Genomic DNA, 20,788 nt, shown 5'->3' with positions numbered 1-20,788 from the left:
TCTCCTGGTTAGCGGCCCAGCGGGCCGGCCCAGATATTGGGCAAATGCGTGTTGGAATAACCCGAAACAAACGGCTTGACCGTGCCCTTCGGGTCAAAGGTATGGCGCGCCACCGCGCCGATATTGCCGCCATAAACATGGATGCTGATTGATACCTGGTCGGCAAACGCATTGCTGACCTGATGCACATCGCCGATGCGCGGCGACACGGTTTCCACCTGGCCCGGCTCCAGCCGATGCGGCGCGCCGTGCGCCTGCCAACTGCCATCGGCCGCAGGCGCAAACGCCTGGCTGGTTTCCGCGCCGCGCAGCACGCCGATCGCGCCCCACACGGTGTGGTCATGGATCGGCGTGCGCTGCCCCGGCCCCCAGACAAAGCTGACCACCGAAAAGCGCTCTGCCCCATCCACGTACAAGGCGTACTGGCGATAGCGTTCGGGGTCGGGTTGGGCAAATTCGGCAGGCAGCCAGTCGTCGTGGCGCACCAGCGCCGCCAGCGCCGTCGCCACCTGGTCCAGCAACGGTGCTTCGTCGGGCGTTTGCGATACCGCCGCGCTGACTTGATGCACAAACTGGCGCAGGCGTTGTTTGGCGTCGATCAGGTCCGGCGTGGTGACGGGGGCGATGGCGGCGGTCATGGCGCTTCCTTCAATCAAAAGTTGTATTGCTCGCTCAACAAGAACGTACGCGGCGCGTTGTAATTGGCGTAATTGGCCGTCGTGCCCGGCGTATACGACGCCGATTGCACAAACGCGTCGTTCAGCAGATTGCTGACCGAGAATGTCGTTACCCAATGCCCATCCGCCGAGGTGTAGCTGGTATTGGCGTTAATAAATTTCTGCGTCGGGATTTTGAAGGGATCGGTATTCATCGGATTGGCGTACGAGCTGGTCTGGAACTGGATATCCGCATTCACTTTCCACGCGCCCGGCAAGCTGGAAATCGGCAATACATATCCAATGGCAGCGCTGGCATTCCAGGTCGGCGAATAGGTCAGATCTTTGCCCGCCGCATTGGTCCCGGCGCCACCGGCATTAACGAAGTCGTCATACACCGCATGCAGATAAGCCACATTGGCGGAAATCGACAAGCCCGTAACCGGCCGCGCGCTGGTTTCCAGTTCCACACCCCAGGTATGCGCACCGGCCGCATTAAAGCGTTGTGATACGCCGGTTGATGGGTCCAGCGCAGTCGCCTGCAAATCCGAATAATCGTTGTAGAACACATCGGCATTCACGCGCAGTTTGCGATTCAGCCAATCGCTTTTTACGCCGGTTTCATAGGTGGTGACGGTTTCGGGCGAAAACGGTGTGGTGGCGGCCAATGCACTCGGCGCACGGTTGTCGTAACCACCCGCTTTAAAGCCGCGCGCAATATAGGCGTACTGGTTAATCACCGGCGTCCATTGGTAATCCACACCAATCTTGGGGGTAAAGCTGGACCAGCGATGATTGTCCGAGGTCTGGAAATCGGTGCCCGTCACTTGTTGCTGCGCATTCAAAAACAGATGGCTGTAATCGAAGTCTTTTTTCTCTTCGGTAAAACGCAAACCCAGGGTGGCGCGCCATTGATCGGTGATCTTGTAATCGCCCTGGCCATACAGCGCCACGCTATCGGTCACGGTGGTGCTGTATTCGCCAAACCGGCTGACCTTGTTGCTGGCCACGCTATAGGTATTGTTGTTGCGATCGGCGAGGAAATTCTCGTGATAAAAGAACAAGCCGGTGCTGAAATCAAAGCGATCGTAATTGCCGTTAAGTTGGAATTCCTGGGTGAAATAATGCTGCTTGTAGTGAATCAGGTTTTGCTGGATCACAGCGGCCTGGCCCGAATTGTCGTAATCCACCGGCTGGTTAAATGCCGAATACGCCGTCACCGATTTGAACTGCAAATGATCGTTAATCTGATCAATCGCGCGCAGCACGGCCGAGCCCTGATTCAAGCCATTTTCCGGGCTTAATGAAGACAAGGTCAGATACGGGTTATACGTGCCCGGGCCCTGATTGCGCGGCGTATAGCTGGTGGTATCACTGCGATCCACCAACGCGTTAATGGTTAATTGCACATCCCATTGCTCATCCGGTTTGGCGCGCAATTTGCCGCGAAACGCGGTGATATCCACATTGTTAACATCCTGGCCGCGCGTGGGGTCCCAACTGGTGCCGTCGCGCGTTAGCCGGATAATCGACGCGCTGCCAAACAGCACATCGTCTTTGATCGGGCCGCTGACCAGGGCGCGCAAATTGGCCGCGTTGTAATTGCCGCCGCTCACCTGCACATAACCGCGCGTGGTTTCATCCGGGTCGGCGGTAATCACGCGTACTGCGCCCGCCGAGGAATTGCGGCCGTACAAGGTGCCTTGCGGCCCGCGCAGTACTTCCACTTGTTGCACGTCGTTAAAGTCGAGCATCGACGAAATGGCGCGCGGAATATACAAATCATCGGCATACACCGCCACCGCCGATTCCTGGATCGGATCGGATTCGCCAATGCCGCGCAGCGAATAGGTTTGCGTGCTGTAGCTGATCGACGCGCGCGGCATATTCAGATTGGGCACGCGGCCCGCTAGATCGCGCACCGAATCAATGCCCTGATCTTCCAGTTGCTGTTCGCTGAATGCGCTAATGGCAATCGGCGTTTTTTGCAGGCTTTCTTCTTTGTGCTGCGCGGTCACGGTCACATCGGGAATGGTATCGGCGCTATCCGCAGCAAAGGCCGGGCTGGCCAATGCCGCCAGCACGGCGATATAAACCGCAGCCGGTTTGGGCGCAAACGCCCCCGACGCTCGCCCGGACAGGCGTTCGGAATTGATCATCTTATGAGTCCCTGAAAGTCTGGTTTTATGGCGTCAGGCTTAAGCCAGTACGCTGTTTAATTGTTTGTCCCACAACGGCGCCACATTCACGCGTTTGGGAATCACGCCGTTATCGGCAAATAAATCGGCCACGGCTTGTTGCGATTTGATGGCGGCATCGTCGATTTTGACGAGACGCGGATCGGTGCTGCGTTGATGGAATTCATCCAGAAAAATGCTGCTGGGCACGCCGGTAATCTGGCTGGCACGCGCGGCCCACAGATCGGGATGCGCGGTTTGCCACTGATAAACCTGTTGTTCGCGTTGCAAATGAATGCCGATGGCTTCGCGCCGCAACGGGTCGGCCAGGGCATCTTTGTGCGCGGCCATCAAATAATTGCCGGACAAATAACCATTGGCGGTTTTTAACACCCGCGCGCCTTTGGCTTGGGCAAATTGCACCACCAAGCCATACACCACCCACGCATCCAGTTGCCCGCTCTGGAATGCGGCCAGGCCATCCTGCGGCGACAACGACACCGGCGTCACATCGCTAAAGCCGAGACCCTTTTCGCGCAATAAACGCAGCAAAAAGTAATGCGAGGTGGTCGAGCGCACATAGCCAATGCGCTTGCCTTTCAATTCGCCCACGTCTTTGATCGCCGAGCCTTTCGGCACCAGCATCACCTGGTTATTGACGTCGCCTTTCAGCACCGCCACCAACCGCAACGGCGTATTGGCTTGCACGGCAAAGATCGGCGGAATCTCGCTCATGCCGCCCACATCAATCGACCCCGCGCTGATGGCCTCAACAATCAGATTGCCACCCGAGAATTCGGCGTAATTGGCGCGATACGGCGGATTGGGCAAGCCCGCGTCTTTCAGAAAATATGAGTTATCGCCTTTGAATCTGGCGATACGTAAATCGATATCGCTCAGGCCGGCGGTGGCGGCGCGCGCGGCCAGCGGCCAACTGGCCAAAGCCAGCGCTGCCCCGCTCAGCAAACCCAGACTGTGACGACGGCCTGCATCAAATTGAAAATCGGTCATGGGTCGGCTCACTGCGCGCTGGCGGATTTGGGCGCTTCAGACACCAGCGCCACTTTGTTAAACCCGGCGTCACTGATCTGGCCCATGGTTTCCACCACCTTGCCGTAGGCAATGCTGCGGTCGCCTTTGACGTGGATATGACGCTCATGATCGCCACCCGATGCGGCTTGCAGCGCCACCAGCAAACCGCTGGCGCCCACCGGCGTCTTGTCGATATAAACCTTGCCTGCGGCATCGAGGCTGACCACCAAAGGCGGCTTGGGGTCGGTCAGCGGCTTGGCGTTGGCCTTGGGCAGATCGACATTGATGCCGGTGGCCATTAACGGCGCGGCCACCATAAACACGATCAACAGCACCAGCATCACATCCACCAGCGGCGTGACATTGATTTCGCTGACCGCACTCGGCACCAGCGGATTGGTATTGCCTGCCAGTTTTGCGCCCATGGTTATGCGGCCTCAGCGGCAAGCTGGCCGATTTCGCTGCGACGTGCCGGGTCTTGCTGCACGCGCACCGACGGCGCTTCGTTGGCGGACAAGCGCCGCGACAATTCCACTTCGGTCAGCCCGATCAGCGTGCCGAGGCGGTTGGCATAGTTGCCCAGATCGCCCGCAGCGCGGTTATACGCCACCACGGCCGGGATGGCGGCCACCAGACCTAGCGCGGTGGCAAACAGTGCTTCGGCGATGCCGGGCGCCACCACCGCCAGGCTGGTGTTGTTGGTGGCGGCAATGCCCTGGAAGGCGTTGATAATGCCCCACACTGTGCCAAACAAACCCACAAACGGCGCCACCGAACCAATGGTGGCCAGCACTTGCAGCCCCTTTTGCAGGCGTTCGATTTCCACGCCCAAGGCAATCTGGCCGACGCGGTTCAGGCGTTCTTTCAGGCTGTCTTTGTCGTGGCTATTGCCGGTCAGGCCGCGGCGATGGCTTTCGCGCCACTCGGCGGTAATCGCGCTGTGGATACGCGCAAACGGGTCATCGGGATGCGTGGCCAGTTCGTTTTCCAGCGGCCGCAACGACGGCTCGCTGGCCGCCCCCGCCAACCATGCCCGCGCCTGCTTTTGCAAACGGCCAAACTTGAGCAGCTTGTCCAGAATTACGCCCCAGCTGGCGACGGACGCCACCGCCAGCAAAATCATGATTGCCTTGACCACGCTATCGGCCTGCAAAAACAACGCCAACGGCGACAAATGGGCAGCGACGGCAGCGCCTGCCAAAGGAATTTCGGTTGCCATAACAAGATCTCCAGGGATGGTTAACAACTTATTTCGTCAAATTTTGTGTGCGCAAAATAGGGTGGGTCGCGACCCACCACTCAATGCCAAAGAACAGAAACGCGACATCTGCGTTTCTCTCAGCAGTCCTGTTTCACTCATGCGCCCAACTTGTACGCAATCGCGCCAGTCAACTTGTAACTACTCGCCCCCAGATCCGGCAGCTTGGGAAACGGCGCGGCAGCCTTCAGCGCCTCTTCCGCCGCTTTGTCCAGGCTCTCCACCCCGCTGGGCTCCAGCTCATAACTGAGCAACTCACCGGCCGGGCTTAACACCAGGTGATACACCACCCGCCCTTCCTGCCCGCGCAACTGCGCCGCCTTCGGGTAATGCCCCGCCGCAATGCGGTTGATGCGCGCGAATACTTTGTTGACGTAATCGGTGGGGATGCCATCGCTCGCGCTGGCCTTTGCCACCGGAGCCGGCGCGGGTGCGGGCGCAGCAACCGGCGCCGGAGCTGGCGGCGGCGGCGGCGGCGGTGTTTCGGCCACCGGTTCGGCATTCACTGGCGGCGCCACGGTCGGCGCGGGTGCCGGCGCGGGGGCTGGCCGCGGTGCAGCCACGGTTTTCGGCGCTGGCGCCGGCAACGGCGGCTGCAAGGGCTGCGGCTTGGGCGGCACAATTTCTTTCGGTTTAGGCGGCTCGGGTTGCGGTTTTTCGATCACCAGTTCAATCGGCTTATCAATGGGCGCAGCCGGTTCGATATGGTGAAACGTCCACGCCAGCGCCAACGCCGCCGCCACGCCGTGCAATGCAAACGACACGGCATAACCACTGCGGCCCCAGCGTTTAACACGCGAGCCGGAGACCGGCGGCGTCAGCGAAGGCAAGGCGAAATTGAGCGCGAGCGTCATGCTGGTTACTCCAGGAAATCAGGCTGATCGCGCAACACGCGATCCCACAACGGCTGGAAGCTGAACCAGCTGCCCACCTCGCCGCCGACCTGGCCTGCCGTGTGCAAGGCCACTTCGTGCGATAGCGGTTTGATCGTGCCCGCCGCTTCGGCAATCAACTGCGTACGCGCGGCATCGTCCATCGCGATATAGCGCCACACCGCCGCTTCCACCGTTTCGCCCACCGTCAAAATGCCGTGGTTTTGCAGGATGGCGGCCTTTTTGTGGCCCAGCGCTGCGGCAATGCGTTTGCCTTCGCTGGTATCCAGCACCACGCCGGTGTAATCGTCGAACAGCACATGGTTGTCGTAGAAGGCGCATGCATCCTGGGTGATCGGTTCCAGCAATTTGCCCAGTGACGAAAACGCCTTGCCGTACAGCGAATGCGCATGCGCAGCGGCCACCACATCGGGTCGCGCGATATGCAGCTGGCTGTGAATGGCAAACGCGGCACGGTTCAACTGGCCCTCGCCTTGCACAATGTCGCCGTGGTGGTTAACCAGCAGCAGATCGGACACGCGGATATGGCCGAAATACACGCCCACCGGGTTAACCCAGAAATGGTCGGGCCATTCCGGATCACGCGCGGTGATATGGCCCGCGCCGCCCATGTCGTAGCCATACAGCGCAAACAGCCGGAACGACGCGGCCAGCCGTTGCTTGCGATGCAGGCGTTCGGCCTCGATGGTGGGTGCGGTCGGCACGCTCTTCAGCCGAAACGGATTGTTGTCTTTGGCAAAGCCGTAGACCGAGGGACGCGGACGTTCGAGGGTGGCGGTGCTCATGACGGTTTTCCTGGGTTGTTCGGTTAATAGCCGCGTTGCGGATCGACCACGTCGGTTAACGTGGCCCCGCTGCGCCAGGCCTGCAGATTCTGGATAAAGCGATCGGCCAGGTTGGCGAAAATCCCCGGCGAAATCGCGGACGTATGCGGCGACAAACGCACGCGCGGATGCGAGTAATACGGATGGTCGGCCGGCAACGGTTCGGGCTCGGTGACGTCCAGCGAGGCCAGCGCGATCTTGCCCGCGGCCAATGCGCCCAACAGCGCGTCGTCGTCGATCAGACTGCCGCGCGCCACGTTCACCAGATGCAAGCCCGGTTTGGCCTGCGCCAATACTTGAGCGTTGACGATATGGCGTGTGGCGGCGGTGGCCGGTGCCGCCAGCACCACGTGGTCGGCTTGGGCAAACAGCGCGCCGATATCGGCCACGCGCTGCACGCCCGCGACTTCGGGTTCGGCATCGGTGCGGCGCACGGTGATCACCTTGAAGCCCAACGCCAAGGCCTTGCGCGCCAAGGCCTGGCCGATGGCGCCAAAGCCGAAGATGCCCAGCGTGCTGCCTTTCAACAGCGTCACCGGTTGCCATTTCCAGTCGTTGGCTTGATGAATCCAGGAATCCGGCAAATGTTTGGCGGCGGCAAAAATCGTCGCCAGGGCAAACTCGGCGATCGGCTCGGCGGCCGTGCCCCGCGCCGAGGTCACCACCGGGCCATCGAACAACCAGCCCGGATAAAAATCGATGCCGGCCGACGCCAGTTGCACCCAGCGCACGCCAAACGGCCAGCCCGGCGGCGGCGGCGCGCTGAGGTCGACACCGTGCGGGCCCAGCGGCCGCACAAACAGCACTTCGGCTTCCGTCGGCAGCGCATGGATCGCGCCTGGCGCAACTTCAATCACCTGCGCGCCGGGCACGCGTTCGCGCACCAGTTGGTTTAGCCGGTCGTCCAGCTGGCTAGCGATGACAATGGCGTCGCTCATGTCAGGCCGCCACGCGTTCGTGCGCGCGCTCGGCCACCAGACGCCGCACCAGCGGAATCAGATGACGGCCGTACAGCACCGCGTCTTCCAGCGGATCAAACCCGCGCACCAGAAAGGTGGTCACGCCCAGGTCGTAATACGCCAGCAGCGATTCGGCTACTTGCTCGGGCGTGCCGACCAGGCCAGTGGAATTGCCGCGTGCGCCGGTCAGCGCGGCGATCTCGGTCCACAAACGTTGGTCTGCCACACGGCCTTCGCCCGCCAGCGCCAGCAAGCGCTTGGAGCCTTCGTTTTGCGGTTGCTGCGGGCGGCGTTTAAAGAAGTCCGACTTGTCCAGGTTCTCGCGCGCGGCTTGCAGAATCCGGTCCGCGCGATCCCAAGCGGCTTCTTCGCTGTGCGCCAGCACCGGGCGGAACGACAGGCTAAAGCGGATGTGGTTTTCGCGGCCGTATTCAGCGGCGGCGGCGCGCACTTTACGGATCACATCGCGCACGCTGTCCACGGTTTCGCCCCACAGCATGTACACGTCGGCATGCTTGCCCGCCACGCGGATGGCGGCGTCCGAGGCGCCGGAAAAATAGATCGGGATATCGCCCACCGGCTTGACCGGATTAAACAAGCCGCGCACCTGGTAGTACTTGCCGTCATGGTCAAACGGCGCGGTGGCGCTCCAGGTTTTTTTCAGCACATCGAGGTATTCGTCGGTGCGCGCGTAGCGTTCGTCGTGGCTGAGGTAATCGCCGTCACGTGCTTGCTCGACGTCGTCACCGCCGCTGATCACGTTAATAGAAAGGCGGCCGTCGCTAAGCTGGTCCAGCGTCGCGAAAGCGCGCGCCGCCACCGTGGGCGAAACAAAGCCGGGGCGATGCGCCAGCAGCGGGCTTAGCGTTTCGGTGTTGAAGGCGATTTGCGAGGCAATCTGGAAGCCATCGGGCGACTGGCTGTGATAGCCGATCAGCACGCGGTCAAAGCCGGCATTTTCTTGCGCGGTGGCGCTGGCAGCCACGTATTGCACATCGCCCACCGGGCCTTGCGCCAACAGGCTTTCGCTGGCGTCCTGGGTTGAAACGAGTCCGATAAATTCGACGGTCATGTTGGATAGTCCTTGATCACAATTCATGTACGGCTGGGACAGCGAACCATAGGGTGGGTCGAGACCCACCGCACAAAGTGGTGTCCATCTCTGCGGCTTTGGGTGGTGGGTCTAGACCCACCCTACGCGGCGGTTAGCTCGGTGGCTTTGGCTTTGGTTTGGTCGAGTGCGGCGACTTTGGCGCGCACCAGCGGCAGCAGTTCGCGGCCGTATTGCAGCGCGTCTTGCAGCGGGTCAAAGCCGCGGATCAGGAAGGTGGTAATGCCCAGCTTGTAGTACTCGATCAAGCTATCGGCCACTTGCTCGGCCGTGCCGACCAGCGAGGTCGAATTGCCCGCCGCGCCGGTCAGCTTGGCGATCTCGGTCCACAAGCGTTGGTCCACCACCGCGCCCTGCTCGGCCGCCTGCAACAAGCGCTGCGAACCGACGTTTTGCGGCGCGCCGCGTTGGGCAAACAGCGGGTTGTGCTGCACGCGTTCGCGCGCCGCATCCAGAATGCGATCGGCCTTGGCCCATGCCGCGTCTTCGGTTTCGGCCAGAATCGGGCGCAGCGACAGGCTGAACTTGATCGCATCCGCCGCGCGGCCGTGGCGTACCGCGGCGGCGCGCACTTTGGCGATGGTTTCGGCCACTGCGGCCAGCGGCTCGCCCCACAGCGCATACACATCGGCGTGCTTGCCGGCGATATCGATGGCGATGTCGGACGAGCCACCAAAAAAGATCGGCAGATGCGGTTGTTGCACCGGCTTGATGGCCGAGACATTGCCTTTGATCTGATAGAACTCGCCGTCGTAATCAAACGGTTCGGCGCTGGTCCAGGTTTTGCGCGCGATGCTCAGATATTCGTCGGTGCGGCGATAGCGTTGGTCATGGTCGAGAAAGTCGCCATCGCGTTGCTGCTCGGCATCGCTGCCGCCGGTGATGATGTGCACCGCCACGCGGCCGCCGCTGAACTGGTCCAGCGTGGCCAGGTTGCGCGCGGCCAGCGTCGGCACGCTAAAACCGGGCCGATGCGCGATCAGCAGATTGAGCTTTCTGGTGTGCTGCGCAGCATAAGCGGCGATCTGGATGGCGTCGGGCATGGTGCTGCCATAGGCCACCAGCGCGCGGTCAAAACCGGCGTATTCGTGCGCTTGCGCCACGGCGCGGATCCACGCCTTGTTGATCAGCGGGCCGGTGGGCGCCAGCGCTTCGCTGACTTCTTGATGCGAGATAAAACCGATGAACTGGACAGACATGGTCAGTGGCTCCGGGGTTGCGCGGCGGCGGCGGCGAATGCGGCCTTGCCGGCAGTGGTCAGAATCGCGTCGTTTTGCGGGGTATGGATGCGGCTGCACAGCACATCGCGCAGATGGCGTTCCAGCGGGTTGTGCCGGCTCAGCCCGGGGTTGCCGGTGAGCTCGGCGATTTTTTGCACGGCGGCAATGGCGTTGCCGGTGACGGTGTATTTGATCAGGCCCTGATCGGCCGGACGGGTGCGGCCCAGCGCGGCGGCATCGAGCACGGCGCGGTTGGCGAACAACAACGCTTCCACTTCGCCCAGGCCTTCCTGAAAGCGCGGCAAGCTCGACAAGGGCGCGCCCAGATTGGCGGGCACGCGGCCGTGCGCCCATTGCACAAACCAGTCACGCGCGGCATGCGCCACACCGTCATACAAGGTGGACAACAACACGCTGATCCAGCTGTAGAACGCGCCATCCGGTTTGCTGGGCTGGCTGGCCGGCGCCACTTCCACCGCATGCTCCAGCGGCACCAGCACGTCATCAAACACCACGCGATGACTACCGCTGGCGCGCATGCCCAGATGATCCCAATCCTCGACCACCGTAATGCCCGGCGTATCGCGGTGCACCAGCCATGCGCCCACCAAGGGGTCGGCGTCGTCCGAGCGCGCCCATACCGCCAGCCACGTCAACCGCGGAATGCCGGTCGAATAAATCTTGGTGCCGCTGATGCGCCAACCTTCCGGCGTACGCCGCGCAATCGTGCCGGGCAAACCACCGCGCGCGGGGGTGCCCAGCTCGGGTTCGACGCGCAGGGCATTGATCAAGGCGCCGTCTTTGACGGCTTCGGCTGCAACGCGCTCACGCAAATGCGCGGGCCAGTTTTCGTTACGCGCAATCGATAGCTGAAACAGATATTGCATCACTAATACCAGCGCGGTGGACGGCTCGCCGCGCGCCACGGCGTGGATGACGGCCGCGGTCTGGCTCAGGCTGGCCTCATAGCCGCCCAATGCTTTGGGCACCGTCAGCGCCAGCAAACCGTGCTGTTGCAGATAATCAAAATTGGCATGCGGAAAGCTGCCGTCGCGATCATGCTGCGCGGCGGTTTGCGCCAGTTGCCGGGTAATCTGGCTCAGCAATTCATCCCACGCCGGGCTATCGAGTTCGACGCGAACCGCGCTGGGGTTGGTCACGTTGGGGGTGATGGTGGTGGTCATGCTGCAACGCGCTCCGGCGGGGTATGTGCGGTGATGGGCTGGCTGGCCTCGGCGCTGCTGGCCACAAACGGTGCGGCTTCTTCCACACCCAGCAATCCCAACAGTTCGCGGCGTTTGCGTTGCAGCGCCGGGTCATCGGCGTGGCGCGGCCGGGCGGCGGTGTTGGGGATTTCGGCGGCGACTTTGCCATCGGCCAGCACCAGGATGCGGTCAGCCAGCAACAACGCTTCGTCCACGTCATGCGTTACCAGCAGCACGGCCGGTTTGTGCTTTTGCCACAGCGCCAGTATCAGTTGATGCATGCGGATGCGAGTGAGCGCGTCGAGTGCGGCAAATGGCTCATCCAGCAACAGCAGTTGCGGCTCGCGCACCAAGGCACGCGCCAGCGCCACGCGCTGCGCTTCGCCGCCGGACAAGGTGGCGGGCCAGGCTTCAGCGCGTTCGCTCAGGCCCACTTCGGCCAATGCGTCCAGCGCCAGTTGTTTGAGGTTGGGCTTGCGCACACCCAGCGCCACATTGCGCCAGGCGCGCTTCCACAACATCAGGCGCGGTTCCTGAAATACCGCAGCGCGCTGCGGCGCCATGGTCAGCGTGCCGCTGCTGACCTGATCAATGCCCACCAGCGAGCGCAATAGCGTGGTCTTGCCGCAGCCGGAGCGGCCCAGCAACGCCACAAATTCGCCAGCCTTGATGTCGAGATTGAGACCATCCAGCACTTTGCGCTGGCCAAACTGGCGCACCACATTGCGTGCGCTGACCGCCAGTTGCGGCTGCAACGTATCGGGCTGGTTGGCGGGGGTAATGGTGTTGGCCGGGACGATAAAATCGGGTGTCGTCGTCATGATTAGCTCCGCAGAAAGGATGGGCGCCACGCCAGGGCATGACGTTCGATCAGACGTACCAGCGCATCGGTCAACAGCCCCAGCAGGCTGTACACCAGCAAGCACACCACGATGATGTCGGTGCGCATAAAGTCCCGCGCGCTGCCGACCAGATAACCGATGCCTTCGGTGGCGTTGATTTGTTCCACCACCACCAGGCTAAGCCAACCGATGCCCAGCGCGTAACGCAGGCCCACCAGGAAGGACGGCAACGCGCCGGGCAGAATTACATGCGTGATCAGTTCGCTGCGGCTTAACCCCAGGCTGATGCCCGCTTCGATCAGCTTGCTGTCGATGCTGCGGATACCGCTGTACAGGTTGAGGTAGACCGGAAAAATCGTGCCGAAGGTAATCAGCGCCAGCTTGGGCGCCTCGCCGATGCCAAACCACAGGATGAACAGCGGCACCAGCGCCAGAAACGGCAGCGTGCGCAGCATCTGCAAGGGCGCGTCCACAATCAGTTCGCCTTTGCGCGATAGCCCGGCCACCAGCGCCAGCACGGTGCCCAGCGTGATCGACAGCGCCAGGCCTTTGGCCACGCGCGCCAGCGATACCCACAGATGCCGTGGCAGTTCGCCCGAGGCGACCATATCGGCGAAGGTGGACACGATGGAGGTGGGCGCAGCAATGATGTGCGCGGGCAACAGGCCGGTGCGGCTGGCCACTTCCCAGATCACCAGCAGCACCAGCGGGCTGGCAAAGCGTGACAAGCCGCTGAAATGGCGCGCCTGGATACGCCAGCGCGGCGCGGCGCTGCTGTTGGGCAGACCGGTTTGAGGCAAAGACAAAGACATCGCGTTCTCCGTAAACACCAAGGGTTCGAAGCCGGGTTTTGCTGCCTGCATTGTTATAATTAAAATGCATTACAGTCAAAATCTTTGTTCGATTGGGTTATTTACAGACCACTTTATCCATGTCAGGATGATTAATCCAATGCATTGTTCGCATGATTTTCATGCGTGAGAGACATGAAAACCGAAGACATCAAAGCGTTTGTTGCCGTCGTGCAGCGTCAATCGGTCAGCCACGCGGCTGACGTTTTACATATCACCCAACCCGCCATTACGCGGCGCATCCAGAACCTGGAACAGGCGCTGGGCGTGGATTTGCTGGATCGCAACACCAAACCGCCGCGCCCCACGCCGATGGGCCGACGCGTCTTCGAACAATGTCGCGCCGTGTTGCGCGAACTGGAGGCGCTAAAGAAACTGGCCGCCAGCGATGCCGCGCCGGCCGGTGATCTACGCTTGGGCATCACCCAGGTGATCGGCGATTACGTGCTGGTGGATGCGCTCAAACAACTGTCGGAGCGCTTTCCCGATGTACAGGCGCGCTTGTCCACCAACTGGAGCACCAAACTGATCGCCGCCGTGGCGGCCGGTGAACTGGATGCCGCCACCGTGCTGATGCCGAACACCTATGCTTTTCCAGAACATCTGGCCGTCGATAATTTGTTGGCGCTGGAAATGGTGCCGGTGGGCCGCCGCAGCGACTTTGATGCCGAAACCCGCTACAGCCTGCGTGATCTGCATAAACGCGGCTGGATTCTGAACCCGGAAGGCTGCGGATTTAGAAGCCGCCTGCAACGCGCGCTGGCCAGCCAGGGTCTGGATATGCAAGTCAATCTGGACACCTTTGGCACCGAATTGCAGCTAGGGCTGGTGGCGCAAGGCATCGGCATCGGCCTGGCCCCGCGCTCCTTGCTGGCCGCCAGCCGCCACCACGAACAGCTGGTGGCGCTGCAACTAACCGACTTCAAACTTGACGTTAATTTGTGGTTGGTGCGCCTGGCAGGCCTGGGCAATTTGCTGCCGCCGGTTAACCAGTTTGGTGCCGCCATCGCCGCCGGTTTCGGCCCGGCCATCCATGCCCGGACCGCCTTCTCGCTCGCGGTTTAACGCGCCGCTGCCGCAGCCTGGATAATCGGCTCGGCTTCGGTGCGCAATAACCAGTCGGGCGCGACATCGATATAGCGGATGGTCTTGTGCTGATCGACCACCAACACCGTCGGCTTGGGCAGTTCCCATGTGCCGGTGCCGGTTACATCGCCGATCGGATTGCCCTTGGCAGTGGCCGCATCGCGCGATGCCTGGTCGAATTCATAAAGAATGCCGAGGTGGCGCGCCAGTGCGTTGTCGCGGTCGGTGGCCACCCGAAAATCAAACTGATGCCGTTGTTTGATCTCGACCAGGCGGTCACTGCGTTGCGGGCTCAGCGCCAGCAGCGGAATGCCCAGCTGCTGCAGCGCCGGTTGCAACGCGCGCTGGTAATACGGCAGCGCGATATTGCATGCCGGACAACCGGCAAAGCGGAAGAACACCAGCACAGCCGGGCCCGTTGCGGTTAGCTCATCCAGCGAGACCAGCTCGCCATTCACTTCTTGCACACTAAAGTCGGGCAATACATCGCCAATCTGCGCGGTGGCGGCACGGTTGTGTTGGGCCACCAGCGTAGCGCGCTGGTTAACGTTGACGGCCAGATCCTCCGGCGCCCAGGTGGCGACGCGCTGGGCGTGCAGATCGGCCAACAGTTGTTGCAGGCTGGCGTTGTCGGTGCTGGCTTGCGGAGCCAGTTGCGGGGTAACGGGGGTATTCATGAGGGCGCTCCAGGCAAGAGTCGTTGGGTGTTGTGGCCTGAAGGCTATGTGGCTGCGAGTTGGCTTACCAATCAAACTTTTGCATGAAGTTTATGCGTGCGGGAGGCTCACCATTGCCGCTGAGCCACCCGTATTTTATTTCTGCACATTACGTTGGTGTTTGACCGCAATTACGCGGACACCAGCAAGGCGTTGCTCACTAAAGCTGACTTGGGCAATGCCGCTGTAGCGGCAGGTCGTCCACCGATACGCGCGCTGCATATGAAAGAACTGGAAGCGCGCCGCATAACCCGAGCCCCTGCGCCGAAAGCCACGGATCGGCGAGCCGAAGCTGGTGTGGCGCGGTGGCCGCAGCTGTAATCCGGGTTCGATATAGCAATGGCAGATGAATCGGTCGGTAATGAGTTCGACATCAACAGCGCGATCCACCTGATACACGATGCATTCCGCATGGTTTGCCGCCAGCTCCGCTACCTCTCGCACGGCGGCCTCTGAGAAAGTCACCGCCGCCGTACTCATAGTGTTGTTCCGGATGCAGCAGGCAAGCCTGATTGTTGCCATGCTTTGAGGGCGTCAACCCGTTTGCGCACCAGCAGGCGCGTGATGACGACGGCCTCATCCGCTGAATAAGCCGCCTCACCGGGCTGCAAATCGTTGACGATCAATTCCAGCTCTTCCATCGCTTCCGCCCGCGCTTCATCGCATAGCCGGGCGGCATAGTCGACAAAATCCGCAAAAACCAGATCGCCGCGCTCACACAAGGCGCTGGCTCGGGCGTAATAGTCGGCCTCGGCCGGGTCAAGGGCGGCCGCCGCAGAGGCTATCCCGGCTCGTGTTGCGGCAACGGCATCCGTTTCGGCTTGCGCTGGTCGCGCCGCAGTCGCGGGCGGCAAGACGAGCTCACCACGCTCGCATGCGTCAGCCACCGTTTCCAGATCAGCCAGATCCGCTTGCCGCTCCCACTCGGGCAGCGTAGCGAGCCACTGCAGCGCATGGCTGAAATCCAGATCAATACGCACCGCGACCGCCTGTAAGCGCTCGACTTCGGCCGCCGATAAAGGCGTGATTTCACACTCAATCGCTTGCATTGCGTTTTCCTTGCTGTGGTCAAACAAAGCGCCATCATAGGCCCGGTGCCTGTTCGCGCAGAATTGTCTGTGACTATAAGCGCACTAATACCAACGAACGATAACCCGGTCAGGCCACACCACATAAACAGACTGCTGCGCGTGGGCTTTTTCTTGCCTAAACTAAGCCACCCGGCCGCGTAGTCCAGACCGCGCGGCGCTGCCGCCCCATGCCGGGTACAGTCGTCACTCAAGGAAAACACCGCCATGCAGATCACCGTAGAAACCACCGTCGCCGCGCCCGTCGCTCAGGTGTGGCGCGCTTATCTGACTCCGGCAGACATCGTGCAATGGAATGCCGCATCGGATGACTGGCACACCACCTCCGCCCACGTTGATTTGCGCGAAGGCGGCGCGTTTTCTTCGCGCATGGAAGCCAAGGACCGCAGCATGGGTTTTGACTTTGCCGGCACCTATACAAAGATCGTGGAAAACCAGCTGATTGAATACGCGTTTGGCGATCGCACGGCGCAAGTGGTGTTTGCCGAGACGCCGGCAGGCGTGACGGTGCGCGTGACGTTTGAGGCCGAAACCGAATACCCGGTCGAGCAGCAACAGCAAGGCTGGCAGGCCATCCTTAACAATTTTAAAAAGCACGTCGAAGCGCAATAAGCGCCGGGCGCGTCGGATTCTTTTTTGTAGCCACAGGATGTTGAACATGTTGCCAAGCCGTACCCTTATCGCCGCTGCGTTGCTGTCCTGCCTGGGCAGCGCTTACGGCGCCGACCAGACCGAAACCCGCCAGCTGGCGCGCTTTACCGAAATCCGCATCAAAGCGCCGGTCGACATGACCTACACGGTCGGCCCCACCGCCAGCCTGCAGGTATCGGCCTCGGCCGAGATGCTGAGCCAGTTGGTGTTGAGCGTGAGCAATGGCGAGCTGACCATCGACGCCAAATCAGGCAGCGACTTCCATCACGGCGTGCGTGTGGTCGCCACCGGGCCGTTGCTGACCGGGGTATCGATTGATGGCGCCGGCAACTTCAAAGCCACTGGCTTGACGGGCGCGGCGTTTAACACGCGCATTGCGGGCGCGGGCAGCATCAGCGCCACGGGCGCGGTGCATCACATCAACGCAAGCGTAAAAGGCGCGGGCGATATTGATCTGAAAAAGCTGACCGCCAAAGACGCTGTCATCACCATTGCAGGCACCGGCTCGGTGAAGGCCTATGCCAGCGAAAGCGTGGCGGTCACGGTCAATGGTGTCGGCTCTGTCGATATCAGCGGCAAGCCCGCCAAGCGCGATGTGACCACGCATGGCATCGGCAGCGTGTCTTTCGACTAGACGATCGCGCGGCACGCCGCCGCCTGTTGTATCAAAACCTACACCCGCGCCCATGCAGGTTGAGGCAGCGCATTAGCGCGTGCTGAAATACGCGCGTTGCGCCCGTTTGCGGCGCGTTTTTATGCGCAAGAACCTGACCATGCTCATCGGTATCGACCTTGGCACCACCAACAGCCTGTGCGCCGTCTGGCGCGATGGCGCGGCGCAATTAATTCCCAACGCGCTGGGGCAAACGCTGACGCCTTCAGTGGTGGGGCTGGACGATGAGGGCCGCGTGCTGGTGGGTCTGCCCGCCCGCGAGCGCCTGATTACGCACCCGCAACACACGGCCGCCGTGTTCAAACGCTATATGGGCAGCGCGCACCAAACCACGCTGGGCACGCAACGCTTTCGGCCCGAAGAACTGTCGGCACTGGTGCTGCAATCCCTTAAAGCCGATGCCGAGCGCTTTCTCGGCGAGCCGGTCACCGAAGCCGTGATTACCGTGCCCGCGTACTTTAGCGATGCGCAGCGCAAAGCCACGCGCCACGCGGGCGAACTGGCGGGTCTGAAAGTAGCCAGCCTGCTCAACGAACCCACTGCCGCCGCACTGGCCTACGGCCTGCATCAGCGCGAAGCCGAATCCACGTTTCTGGTGTTCGATCTGGGCGGCGGCACGTTTGATGTGTCGATCCTGGAATTGTTTGATGGCGTGATGGAAGTGCGCGCCAGCGCCGGCGATAACTTTCTGGGCGGCGAAGACTTTGTCAGTGTGCTGATCGAAGGCTTTGTGCAACAGCATCCTGACCTGAAACGCCTGCTGGACCCGGCGCATCGCCAGGGCGATCAGTTCCGCCAGCTGGTGCGCAAGGAAGCCGAACGCGTTAAGCGCGCGCTCACCGATCAGACCAGTGTGGAATTCAGCCTGGTCTGGCAAGACCACCCGTTTAGCTGGACCGTGCGCGAAGACGACTACGCCCGTCTGATCGACCCCTTGCTGGTGCGCCTGCGCAAGCCACTGGAACGCGCCCTGCGCGACAGCCGCCTGAAGCTGGCCGATCTGGACGAGATTGTGCTGGCCGGCGGTGCGTCGCGCATGCCGCTGGTACGACGTATGGTGGCGCGTCTGTTCGGCCGCCTGCCTGCCGTGCATCTCAACCCCGATGAAATCGTCGCGATGGGTGCCGCGGTGCAAGCCGGACTCAAGTCGCGCGATGCGGCACTGCGCGAAGTGGTCATGACCGATGTCTGCCCCTATACCCTGGGCATCGAAACCTCGCGCCAGTACGGCCCGGGCCAGTTTCAGGGCGGCTTGTATCTGCCGATTATCGAGCGCAATACCGTGGTGCCCGTCAGCCGCAGCGAAACCGTATACACGGTGCGTGATAACCAGAAAAGCGTGCTGTTCAAGATTTACCAGGGCGAATCGCGCGAAGTAAAAGACAACGTATTTCTGGGCGAACTTGAACTGGACGTGCCGCCGCGCCCGGCCGGTGCGGTGGATATCGAAGTGCGCTTTACCTACACCATTGATGGCCTGCTCGAAACCGAATGCGTGGTGCCGGAAAGCGGTGAGAAAAAACGCCTGCTGATCGAAAAAACGCCGGGTGCGTTGTCGGCGGACGAAGTGCAAGCGCAACTGGAAAAACTGGCCGCGCTGAAGATCCACCCGCGCGCGCAAACCGAAAACACATTTTTGCTGAACCGCGCCGCACGGCTTTACCAGGAAACGCTGGGCCACGAACGCGTGGTGGTGGGCGAAGCGCTCAGCCAGTTTCGCGCCATTCTCGAAACCCAGGACGAGCGCCTGATCGAGGAAGGCCGCAAGGCCTTGCACCGCGTGCTGACTGATCTGGAAGGCGAGGTATTGCTGTGAGCGACGTGGCGCAACACGCGGCGTGGGCCGTGCTCGAAATCGCGCCGACGCCGGATACGCGCGAGATCAAACGTGCCTATGCGCGGCTGGCCAAAATCCATCGGCCGGAAGTGGACGCCACGGCGTTTCAGCGTCTGCGCGACGCTTATGAAACGGCACTGGAACTGGCGCCGCAACTGGCCACCACCAGCGCGGACGCGGCGCTCGCCGACAGCGCGGATGGGCCCTCGGACGCCGCGCCGTTGCCACCAGCAGATACCGCCCTCGTCACCCCCCAATCCGACCCCCAACCCGAACCCGCAGCACCCGCAGCAGGCGACGTCATCAGCGCCGCGCTGGACCACACCGCGCAAACCGTACGCGCCTGGGCCGACGAACTGAACCCGGCGCTGGATGCCGACGACCTGCCCGCCCTGCAGAGCGCGCTGGCCCGCTGCCTCGGCTATCCACTGGCCAGCCTGGCAATGGTGCGCCAGCAATTTGCGCATGCGGTGCTGAACGCGATGATGGCGCGCAAAGAAACCCCGCTCAGCGCCATCGACCACGCCAGCACCGAGCTGGGCTGGCGTGATGACCTTACGCTGACGCGCGAGCAGCGCACCTGGCTGCAGCGCGTGGCGCAATATCGCATCCGGCTGCAGGCCGAAGCCGTGGCGCGTGGCTTTGCGGCCGATATCGCGCCAGAAGCCGCCGTCGCACATATCACGTCCGTATTGTCCGAGCAGCAAATTGACGGACTGGAAGACCGCCCGTGGTTTGAAATGGGCCTGATGCTGGGGCTGGTGGAACCCGTGATGGCCCCGTTGCCGGTCATCGACGCCATCGCGGCGTTCTTTGAATGGCAAGATCTGGCGCACTTGCGCCGGATCGAACCGCGTCTGGTCGACTTTTTTCTGCAGCGCGTGCAGGCGGCGCGCTTTGAGCAAAACGAGCGCGACTACGAAGCCGGACTACGCGCGTTTGCGGATGACCCATCGCCCAAAACAGCCGACGCGCGTCACGCCCGCTGGGCAGCGCGAGCGCTCTTACGCCAGCCGCATGAACCTGGCCTGGCGTTTGTCGCATCGTTGCTCAAACCGGTACAGCAACATGCCCGCGCGATGCTTGAAGAGATTGAAACGCAGCACCCTGCGCTCGCCGCAAAGCTGGACCCGGACGCACGCGAATTCTGGCGCAAACCCCGTCCCCAGTTGGGCGACCAACCGCTGCGCAACCTGGGCTGGTTAAGCGTGCCCGGCGCCCTTTGCATCATGTATGCGATCAGCCAGATGAGCGGGGTGGAAGACTGGCCGGGCTACCCGCTGACGTTCTGGTTGCCGGTGGTGCTGGGCGGCTTGCTCAGCGGCGTGCTGCTGACGGTGGTGCTATGGCATCTGGGTAACGACTTCGTGCCGAGTATTGCGCGCCGCATCCAGTTGTTTTTGCTGGCGTGGACCAATCGCATTGCGCCCGGCGTGTTTCATCCGCGCGTGATCGACGAGATCGCCGTGTTGCTGGCCGGCAGCGTGTTGCCCGCCGTGTACACCCTGTCGATGGCGCTCGGACCGCTGAACAGCGATTTGACCAGTAACCCGATTCCGCCAGCCACGCTGGTCAAAGATATCTTGCTGCTGGGCCTGCCGTGGTGGCTGTTGCCGTTCCGACTGGCGAGCCTGGTCCGCACCTTGTGGTCGTTGCGGGGCAACGCAGCCTGAATGGCTTGCCGCCGCCATGTCCTCTGTTCCGGGCCA

The 20,788-nt window shown here is 61.9% G+C and carries 21 protein-coding genes; 5 read left to right on the top strand and 16 right to left on the bottom strand.

From position 1 onward, the window contains the following. Window positions 1–8 precede the first annotated feature (8 nt). The 13 genes from WG78_RS00175 to WG78_RS00115 form a co-directional block, all read right to left on the bottom strand. The gene (locus tag WG78_RS00175; RefSeq protein ID WP_053935765.1) at window positions 9–638 is read right to left on the bottom strand and encodes a cysteine dioxygenase family protein; all 630 of its coding nucleotides are present in this window, start codon (window positions 636–638) and stop codon (window positions 9–11) included. 14 nt (window positions 639–652) lie between these two features. After that, a complete protein-coding gene (locus tag WG78_RS00170) occupies window positions 653–2,815 on the bottom strand; it encodes a TonB-dependent receptor (protein WP_083458651.1) in 2,163 nt (720 codons plus the stop codon). A 39-nt stretch (window positions 2,816–2,854) separates the two neighbouring features. Further along, window positions 2,855–3,844 (bottom strand): ABC transporter substrate-binding protein, encoded by a 990-nt coding sequence (locus WG78_RS00165; protein WP_053935764.1) that lies wholly within the window; start codon window positions 3,842–3,844, stop codon window positions 2,855–2,857. Window positions 3,845–3,852: 8 nt separating this feature from the next. After that, on the bottom strand, window positions 3,853–4,290 hold the full coding sequence (locus WG78_RS00160; RefSeq protein ID WP_053935763.1) for an ExbD/TolR family protein: 438 nt from the start codon (window positions 4,288–4,290) through the stop codon (window positions 3,853–3,855). A gap of 2 nt (window positions 4,291–4,292) precedes the next feature. Then, a complete protein-coding gene (locus tag WG78_RS00155) occupies window positions 4,293–5,084 on the bottom strand; it encodes a MotA/TolQ/ExbB proton channel family protein (RefSeq protein WP_053935762.1) in 792 nt (263 codons plus the stop codon). A 137-nt stretch (window positions 5,085–5,221) separates the two neighbouring features. Continuing rightward, the gene (locus WG78_RS00150) at window positions 5,222–5,977 is read right to left on the bottom strand and encodes a TonB family protein (protein ID WP_053935761.1); all 756 of its coding nucleotides are present in this window, start codon (window positions 5,975–5,977) and stop codon (window positions 5,222–5,224) included. 5 nt (window positions 5,978–5,982) lie between these two features. Further along, complete coding sequence (locus WG78_RS00145; protein ID WP_083458650.1) at window positions 5,983–6,801, bottom strand: class II aldolase/adducin family protein; 819 nt, start codon at window positions 6,799–6,801, stop codon at window positions 5,983–5,985. Between the two features lie 23 nt (window positions 6,802–6,824). Then, a complete protein-coding gene (locus tag WG78_RS00140; RefSeq protein WP_053935760.1) occupies window positions 6,825–7,778 on the bottom strand; it encodes a D-isomer specific 2-hydroxyacid dehydrogenase family protein in 954 nt (317 codons plus the stop codon). Between the two features lies 1 nt (window position 7,779). After that, window positions 7,780–8,871 (bottom strand): LLM class flavin-dependent oxidoreductase, encoded by a 1,092-nt coding sequence (locus WG78_RS00135; RefSeq protein WP_053935759.1) that lies wholly within the window; start codon window positions 8,869–8,871, stop codon window positions 7,780–7,782. A gap of 122 nt (window positions 8,872–8,993) precedes the next feature. Continuing rightward, window positions 8,994–10,109: an LLM class flavin-dependent oxidoreductase gene (locus tag WG78_RS00130; protein ID WP_053935758.1), complete on the bottom strand. Its 1,116-nt coding sequence runs from the start codon at window positions 10,107–10,109 to the stop codon at window positions 8,994–8,996. Window positions 10,110–10,111: 2 nt separating this feature from the next. After that, window positions 10,112–11,314, bottom strand: a complete 1,203-nt coding sequence (locus WG78_RS00125; RefSeq protein ID WP_053935757.1) for an acyl-CoA dehydrogenase family protein — start codon at window positions 11,312–11,314, stop codon at window positions 10,112–10,114. After that, window positions 11,311–12,156, bottom strand: coding sequence for an ABC transporter ATP-binding protein (locus WG78_RS00120; RefSeq protein ID WP_083458649.1), 846 nt, complete (start codon window positions 12,154–12,156; stop codon window positions 11,311–11,313). The genes WG78_RS00125 and WG78_RS00120 overlap by 4 nt, the downstream gene beginning before the upstream one ends. Before the next feature lie 2 nt (window positions 12,157–12,158). Further along, complete coding sequence (locus WG78_RS00115; protein WP_053936159.1) at window positions 12,159–12,989, bottom strand: ABC transporter permease; 831 nt, start codon at window positions 12,987–12,989, stop codon at window positions 12,159–12,161. A 174-nt stretch (window positions 12,990–13,163) separates the two neighbouring features. On the opposite strand from WG78_RS00115, the gene WG78_RS00110 reads away from it, so the two are divergent. Then, complete coding sequence (locus WG78_RS00110; RefSeq protein ID WP_053935756.1) at window positions 13,164–14,093, top strand: LysR family transcriptional regulator; 930 nt, start codon at window positions 13,164–13,166, stop codon at window positions 14,091–14,093. Here the strand turns inward: WG78_RS00110 and WG78_RS00105 are convergent. The 3 genes from WG78_RS00105 to WG78_RS00095 form a co-directional block, all read right to left on the bottom strand. After that, a complete protein-coding gene (locus tag WG78_RS00105; protein ID WP_053935755.1) occupies window positions 14,090–14,791 on the bottom strand; it encodes a peroxiredoxin-like family protein in 702 nt (233 codons plus the stop codon). The genes WG78_RS00110 and WG78_RS00105 overlap by 4 nt on opposite strands. A 135-nt stretch (window positions 14,792–14,926) precedes the next feature. After that, window positions 14,927–15,310 (bottom strand): hypothetical protein, encoded by a 384-nt coding sequence (locus WG78_RS00100; RefSeq protein WP_053935754.1) that lies wholly within the window; start codon window positions 15,308–15,310, stop codon window positions 14,927–14,929. Beyond that, window positions 15,307–15,879, bottom strand: coding sequence for a hypothetical protein (locus tag WG78_RS00095; RefSeq protein WP_053935753.1), 573 nt, complete (start codon window positions 15,877–15,879; stop codon window positions 15,307–15,309). The genes WG78_RS00100 and WG78_RS00095 overlap by 4 nt, the downstream gene beginning before the upstream one ends. A gap of 246 nt (window positions 15,880–16,125) precedes the next feature. On the opposite strand from WG78_RS00095, the gene WG78_RS00090 reads away from it, so the two are divergent. The 4 genes from WG78_RS00090 (at window position 16,126) to WG78_RS00075 (ending at window position 20,752) form a co-directional block, all read left to right on the top strand. Beyond that, the gene (locus tag WG78_RS00090) at window positions 16,126–16,530 is read left to right on the top strand and encodes an SRPBCC family protein (protein WP_053935752.1); all 405 of its coding nucleotides are present in this window, start codon (window positions 16,126–16,128) and stop codon (window positions 16,528–16,530) included. 46 nt (window positions 16,531–16,576) lie between these two features. Then, on the top strand, window positions 16,577–17,203 hold the full coding sequence (locus WG78_RS00085) for a GIN domain-containing protein (protein ID WP_161805036.1): 627 nt from the start codon (window positions 16,577–16,579) through the stop codon (window positions 17,201–17,203). 121 nt (window positions 17,204–17,324) lie between these two features. Next, entirely contained in the window at window positions 17,325–19,058 is a 1,734-nt protein-coding gene (locus WG78_RS00080) for an Hsp70 family protein (protein ID WP_236691948.1), read from the top strand. Further along, on the top strand, window positions 19,055–20,752 hold the full coding sequence (locus WG78_RS00075; RefSeq protein ID WP_053935750.1) for a J domain-containing protein: 1,698 nt from the start codon (window positions 19,055–19,057) through the stop codon (window positions 20,750–20,752). The genes WG78_RS00080 and WG78_RS00075 overlap by 4 nt, the downstream gene beginning before the upstream one ends. Window positions 20,753–20,788 lie beyond the last annotated feature (36 nt).

This window comes from Amantichitinum ursilacus (genome assembly GCF_001294205.1).
Lineage (GTDB): Bacteria > Pseudomonadota > Gammaproteobacteria > Burkholderiales > Chitinibacteraceae > Amantichitinum > Amantichitinum ursilacus.
The sequence above is the reverse complement of the archived record's forward strand: the minus strand, read 5'-3'. Positions and strand labels throughout refer to the sequence as shown.

Coding starts and splice junctions, on each gene's coding strand:
- WG78_RS00175 (WP_053935765.1), bottom strand. CDS start 638: ATGACCGCCGCCATCGCCCCCGTCACCACGCCGGACCTGATCGACGCC.
- WG78_RS00170 (WP_083458651.1), bottom strand. CDS start 2,815: ATGATCAATTCCGAACGCCTGTCCGGGCGAGCGTCGGGGGCGTTTGCG.
- WG78_RS00165 (WP_053935764.1), bottom strand. CDS start 3,844: ATGACCGATTTTCAATTTGATGCAGGCCGTCGTCACAGTCTGGGTTTG.
- WG78_RS00160 (WP_053935763.1), bottom strand. CDS start 4,290: ATGGGCGCAAAACTGGCAGGCAATACCAATCCGCTGGTGCCGAGTGCG.
- WG78_RS00155 (WP_053935762.1), bottom strand. CDS start 5,084: ATGGCAACCGAAATTCCTTTGGCAGGCGCTGCCGTCGCTGCCCATTTG.
- WG78_RS00150 (WP_053935761.1), bottom strand. CDS start 5,977: ATGACGCTCGCGCTCAATTTCGCCTTGCCTTCGCTGACGCCGCCGGTC.
- WG78_RS00145 (WP_083458650.1), bottom strand. CDS start 6,801: ATGAGCACCGCCACCCTCGAACGTCCGCGTCCCTCGGTCTACGGCTTT.
- WG78_RS00140 (WP_053935760.1), bottom strand. CDS start 7,778: ATGAGCGACGCCATTGTCATCGCTAGCCAGCTGGACGACCGGCTAAAC.
- WG78_RS00135 (WP_053935759.1), bottom strand. CDS start 8,871: ATGACCGTCGAATTTATCGGACTCGTTTCAACCCAGGACGCCAGCGAA.
- WG78_RS00130 (WP_053935758.1), bottom strand. CDS start 10,109: ATGTCTGTCCAGTTCATCGGTTTTATCTCGCATCAAGAAGTCAGCGAA.
- WG78_RS00125 (WP_053935757.1), bottom strand. CDS start 11,314: ATGACCACCACCATCACCCCCAACGTGACCAACCCCAGCGCGGTTCGC.
- WG78_RS00120 (WP_083458649.1), bottom strand. CDS start 12,156: ATGACGACGACACCCGATTTTATCGTCCCGGCCAACACCATTACCCCC.
- WG78_RS00115 (WP_053936159.1), bottom strand. CDS start 12,989: ATGTCTTTGTCTTTGCCTCAAACCGGTCTGCCCAACAGCAGCGCCGCG.
- WG78_RS00110 (WP_053935756.1), top strand. CDS start 13,164: ATGAAAACCGAAGACATCAAAGCGTTTGTTGCCGTCGTGCAGCGTCAA.
- WG78_RS00105 (WP_053935755.1), bottom strand. CDS start 14,791: ATGAATACCCCCGTTACCCCGCAACTGGCTCCGCAAGCCAGCACCGAC.
- WG78_RS00100 (WP_053935754.1), bottom strand. CDS start 15,310: ATGAGTACGGCGGCGGTGACTTTCTCAGAGGCCGCCGTGCGAGAGGTA.
- WG78_RS00095 (WP_053935753.1), bottom strand. CDS start 15,879: ATGCAAGCGATTGAGTGTGAAATCACGCCTTTATCGGCGGCCGAAGTC.
- WG78_RS00090 (WP_053935752.1), top strand. CDS start 16,126: ATGCAGATCACCGTAGAAACCACCGTCGCCGCGCCCGTCGCTCAGGTG.
- WG78_RS00085 (WP_161805036.1), top strand. CDS start 16,577: ATGTTGCCAAGCCGTACCCTTATCGCCGCTGCGTTGCTGTCCTGCCTG.
- WG78_RS00080 (WP_236691948.1), top strand. CDS start 17,325: ATGCGCAAGAACCTGACCATGCTCATCGGTATCGACCTTGGCACCACC.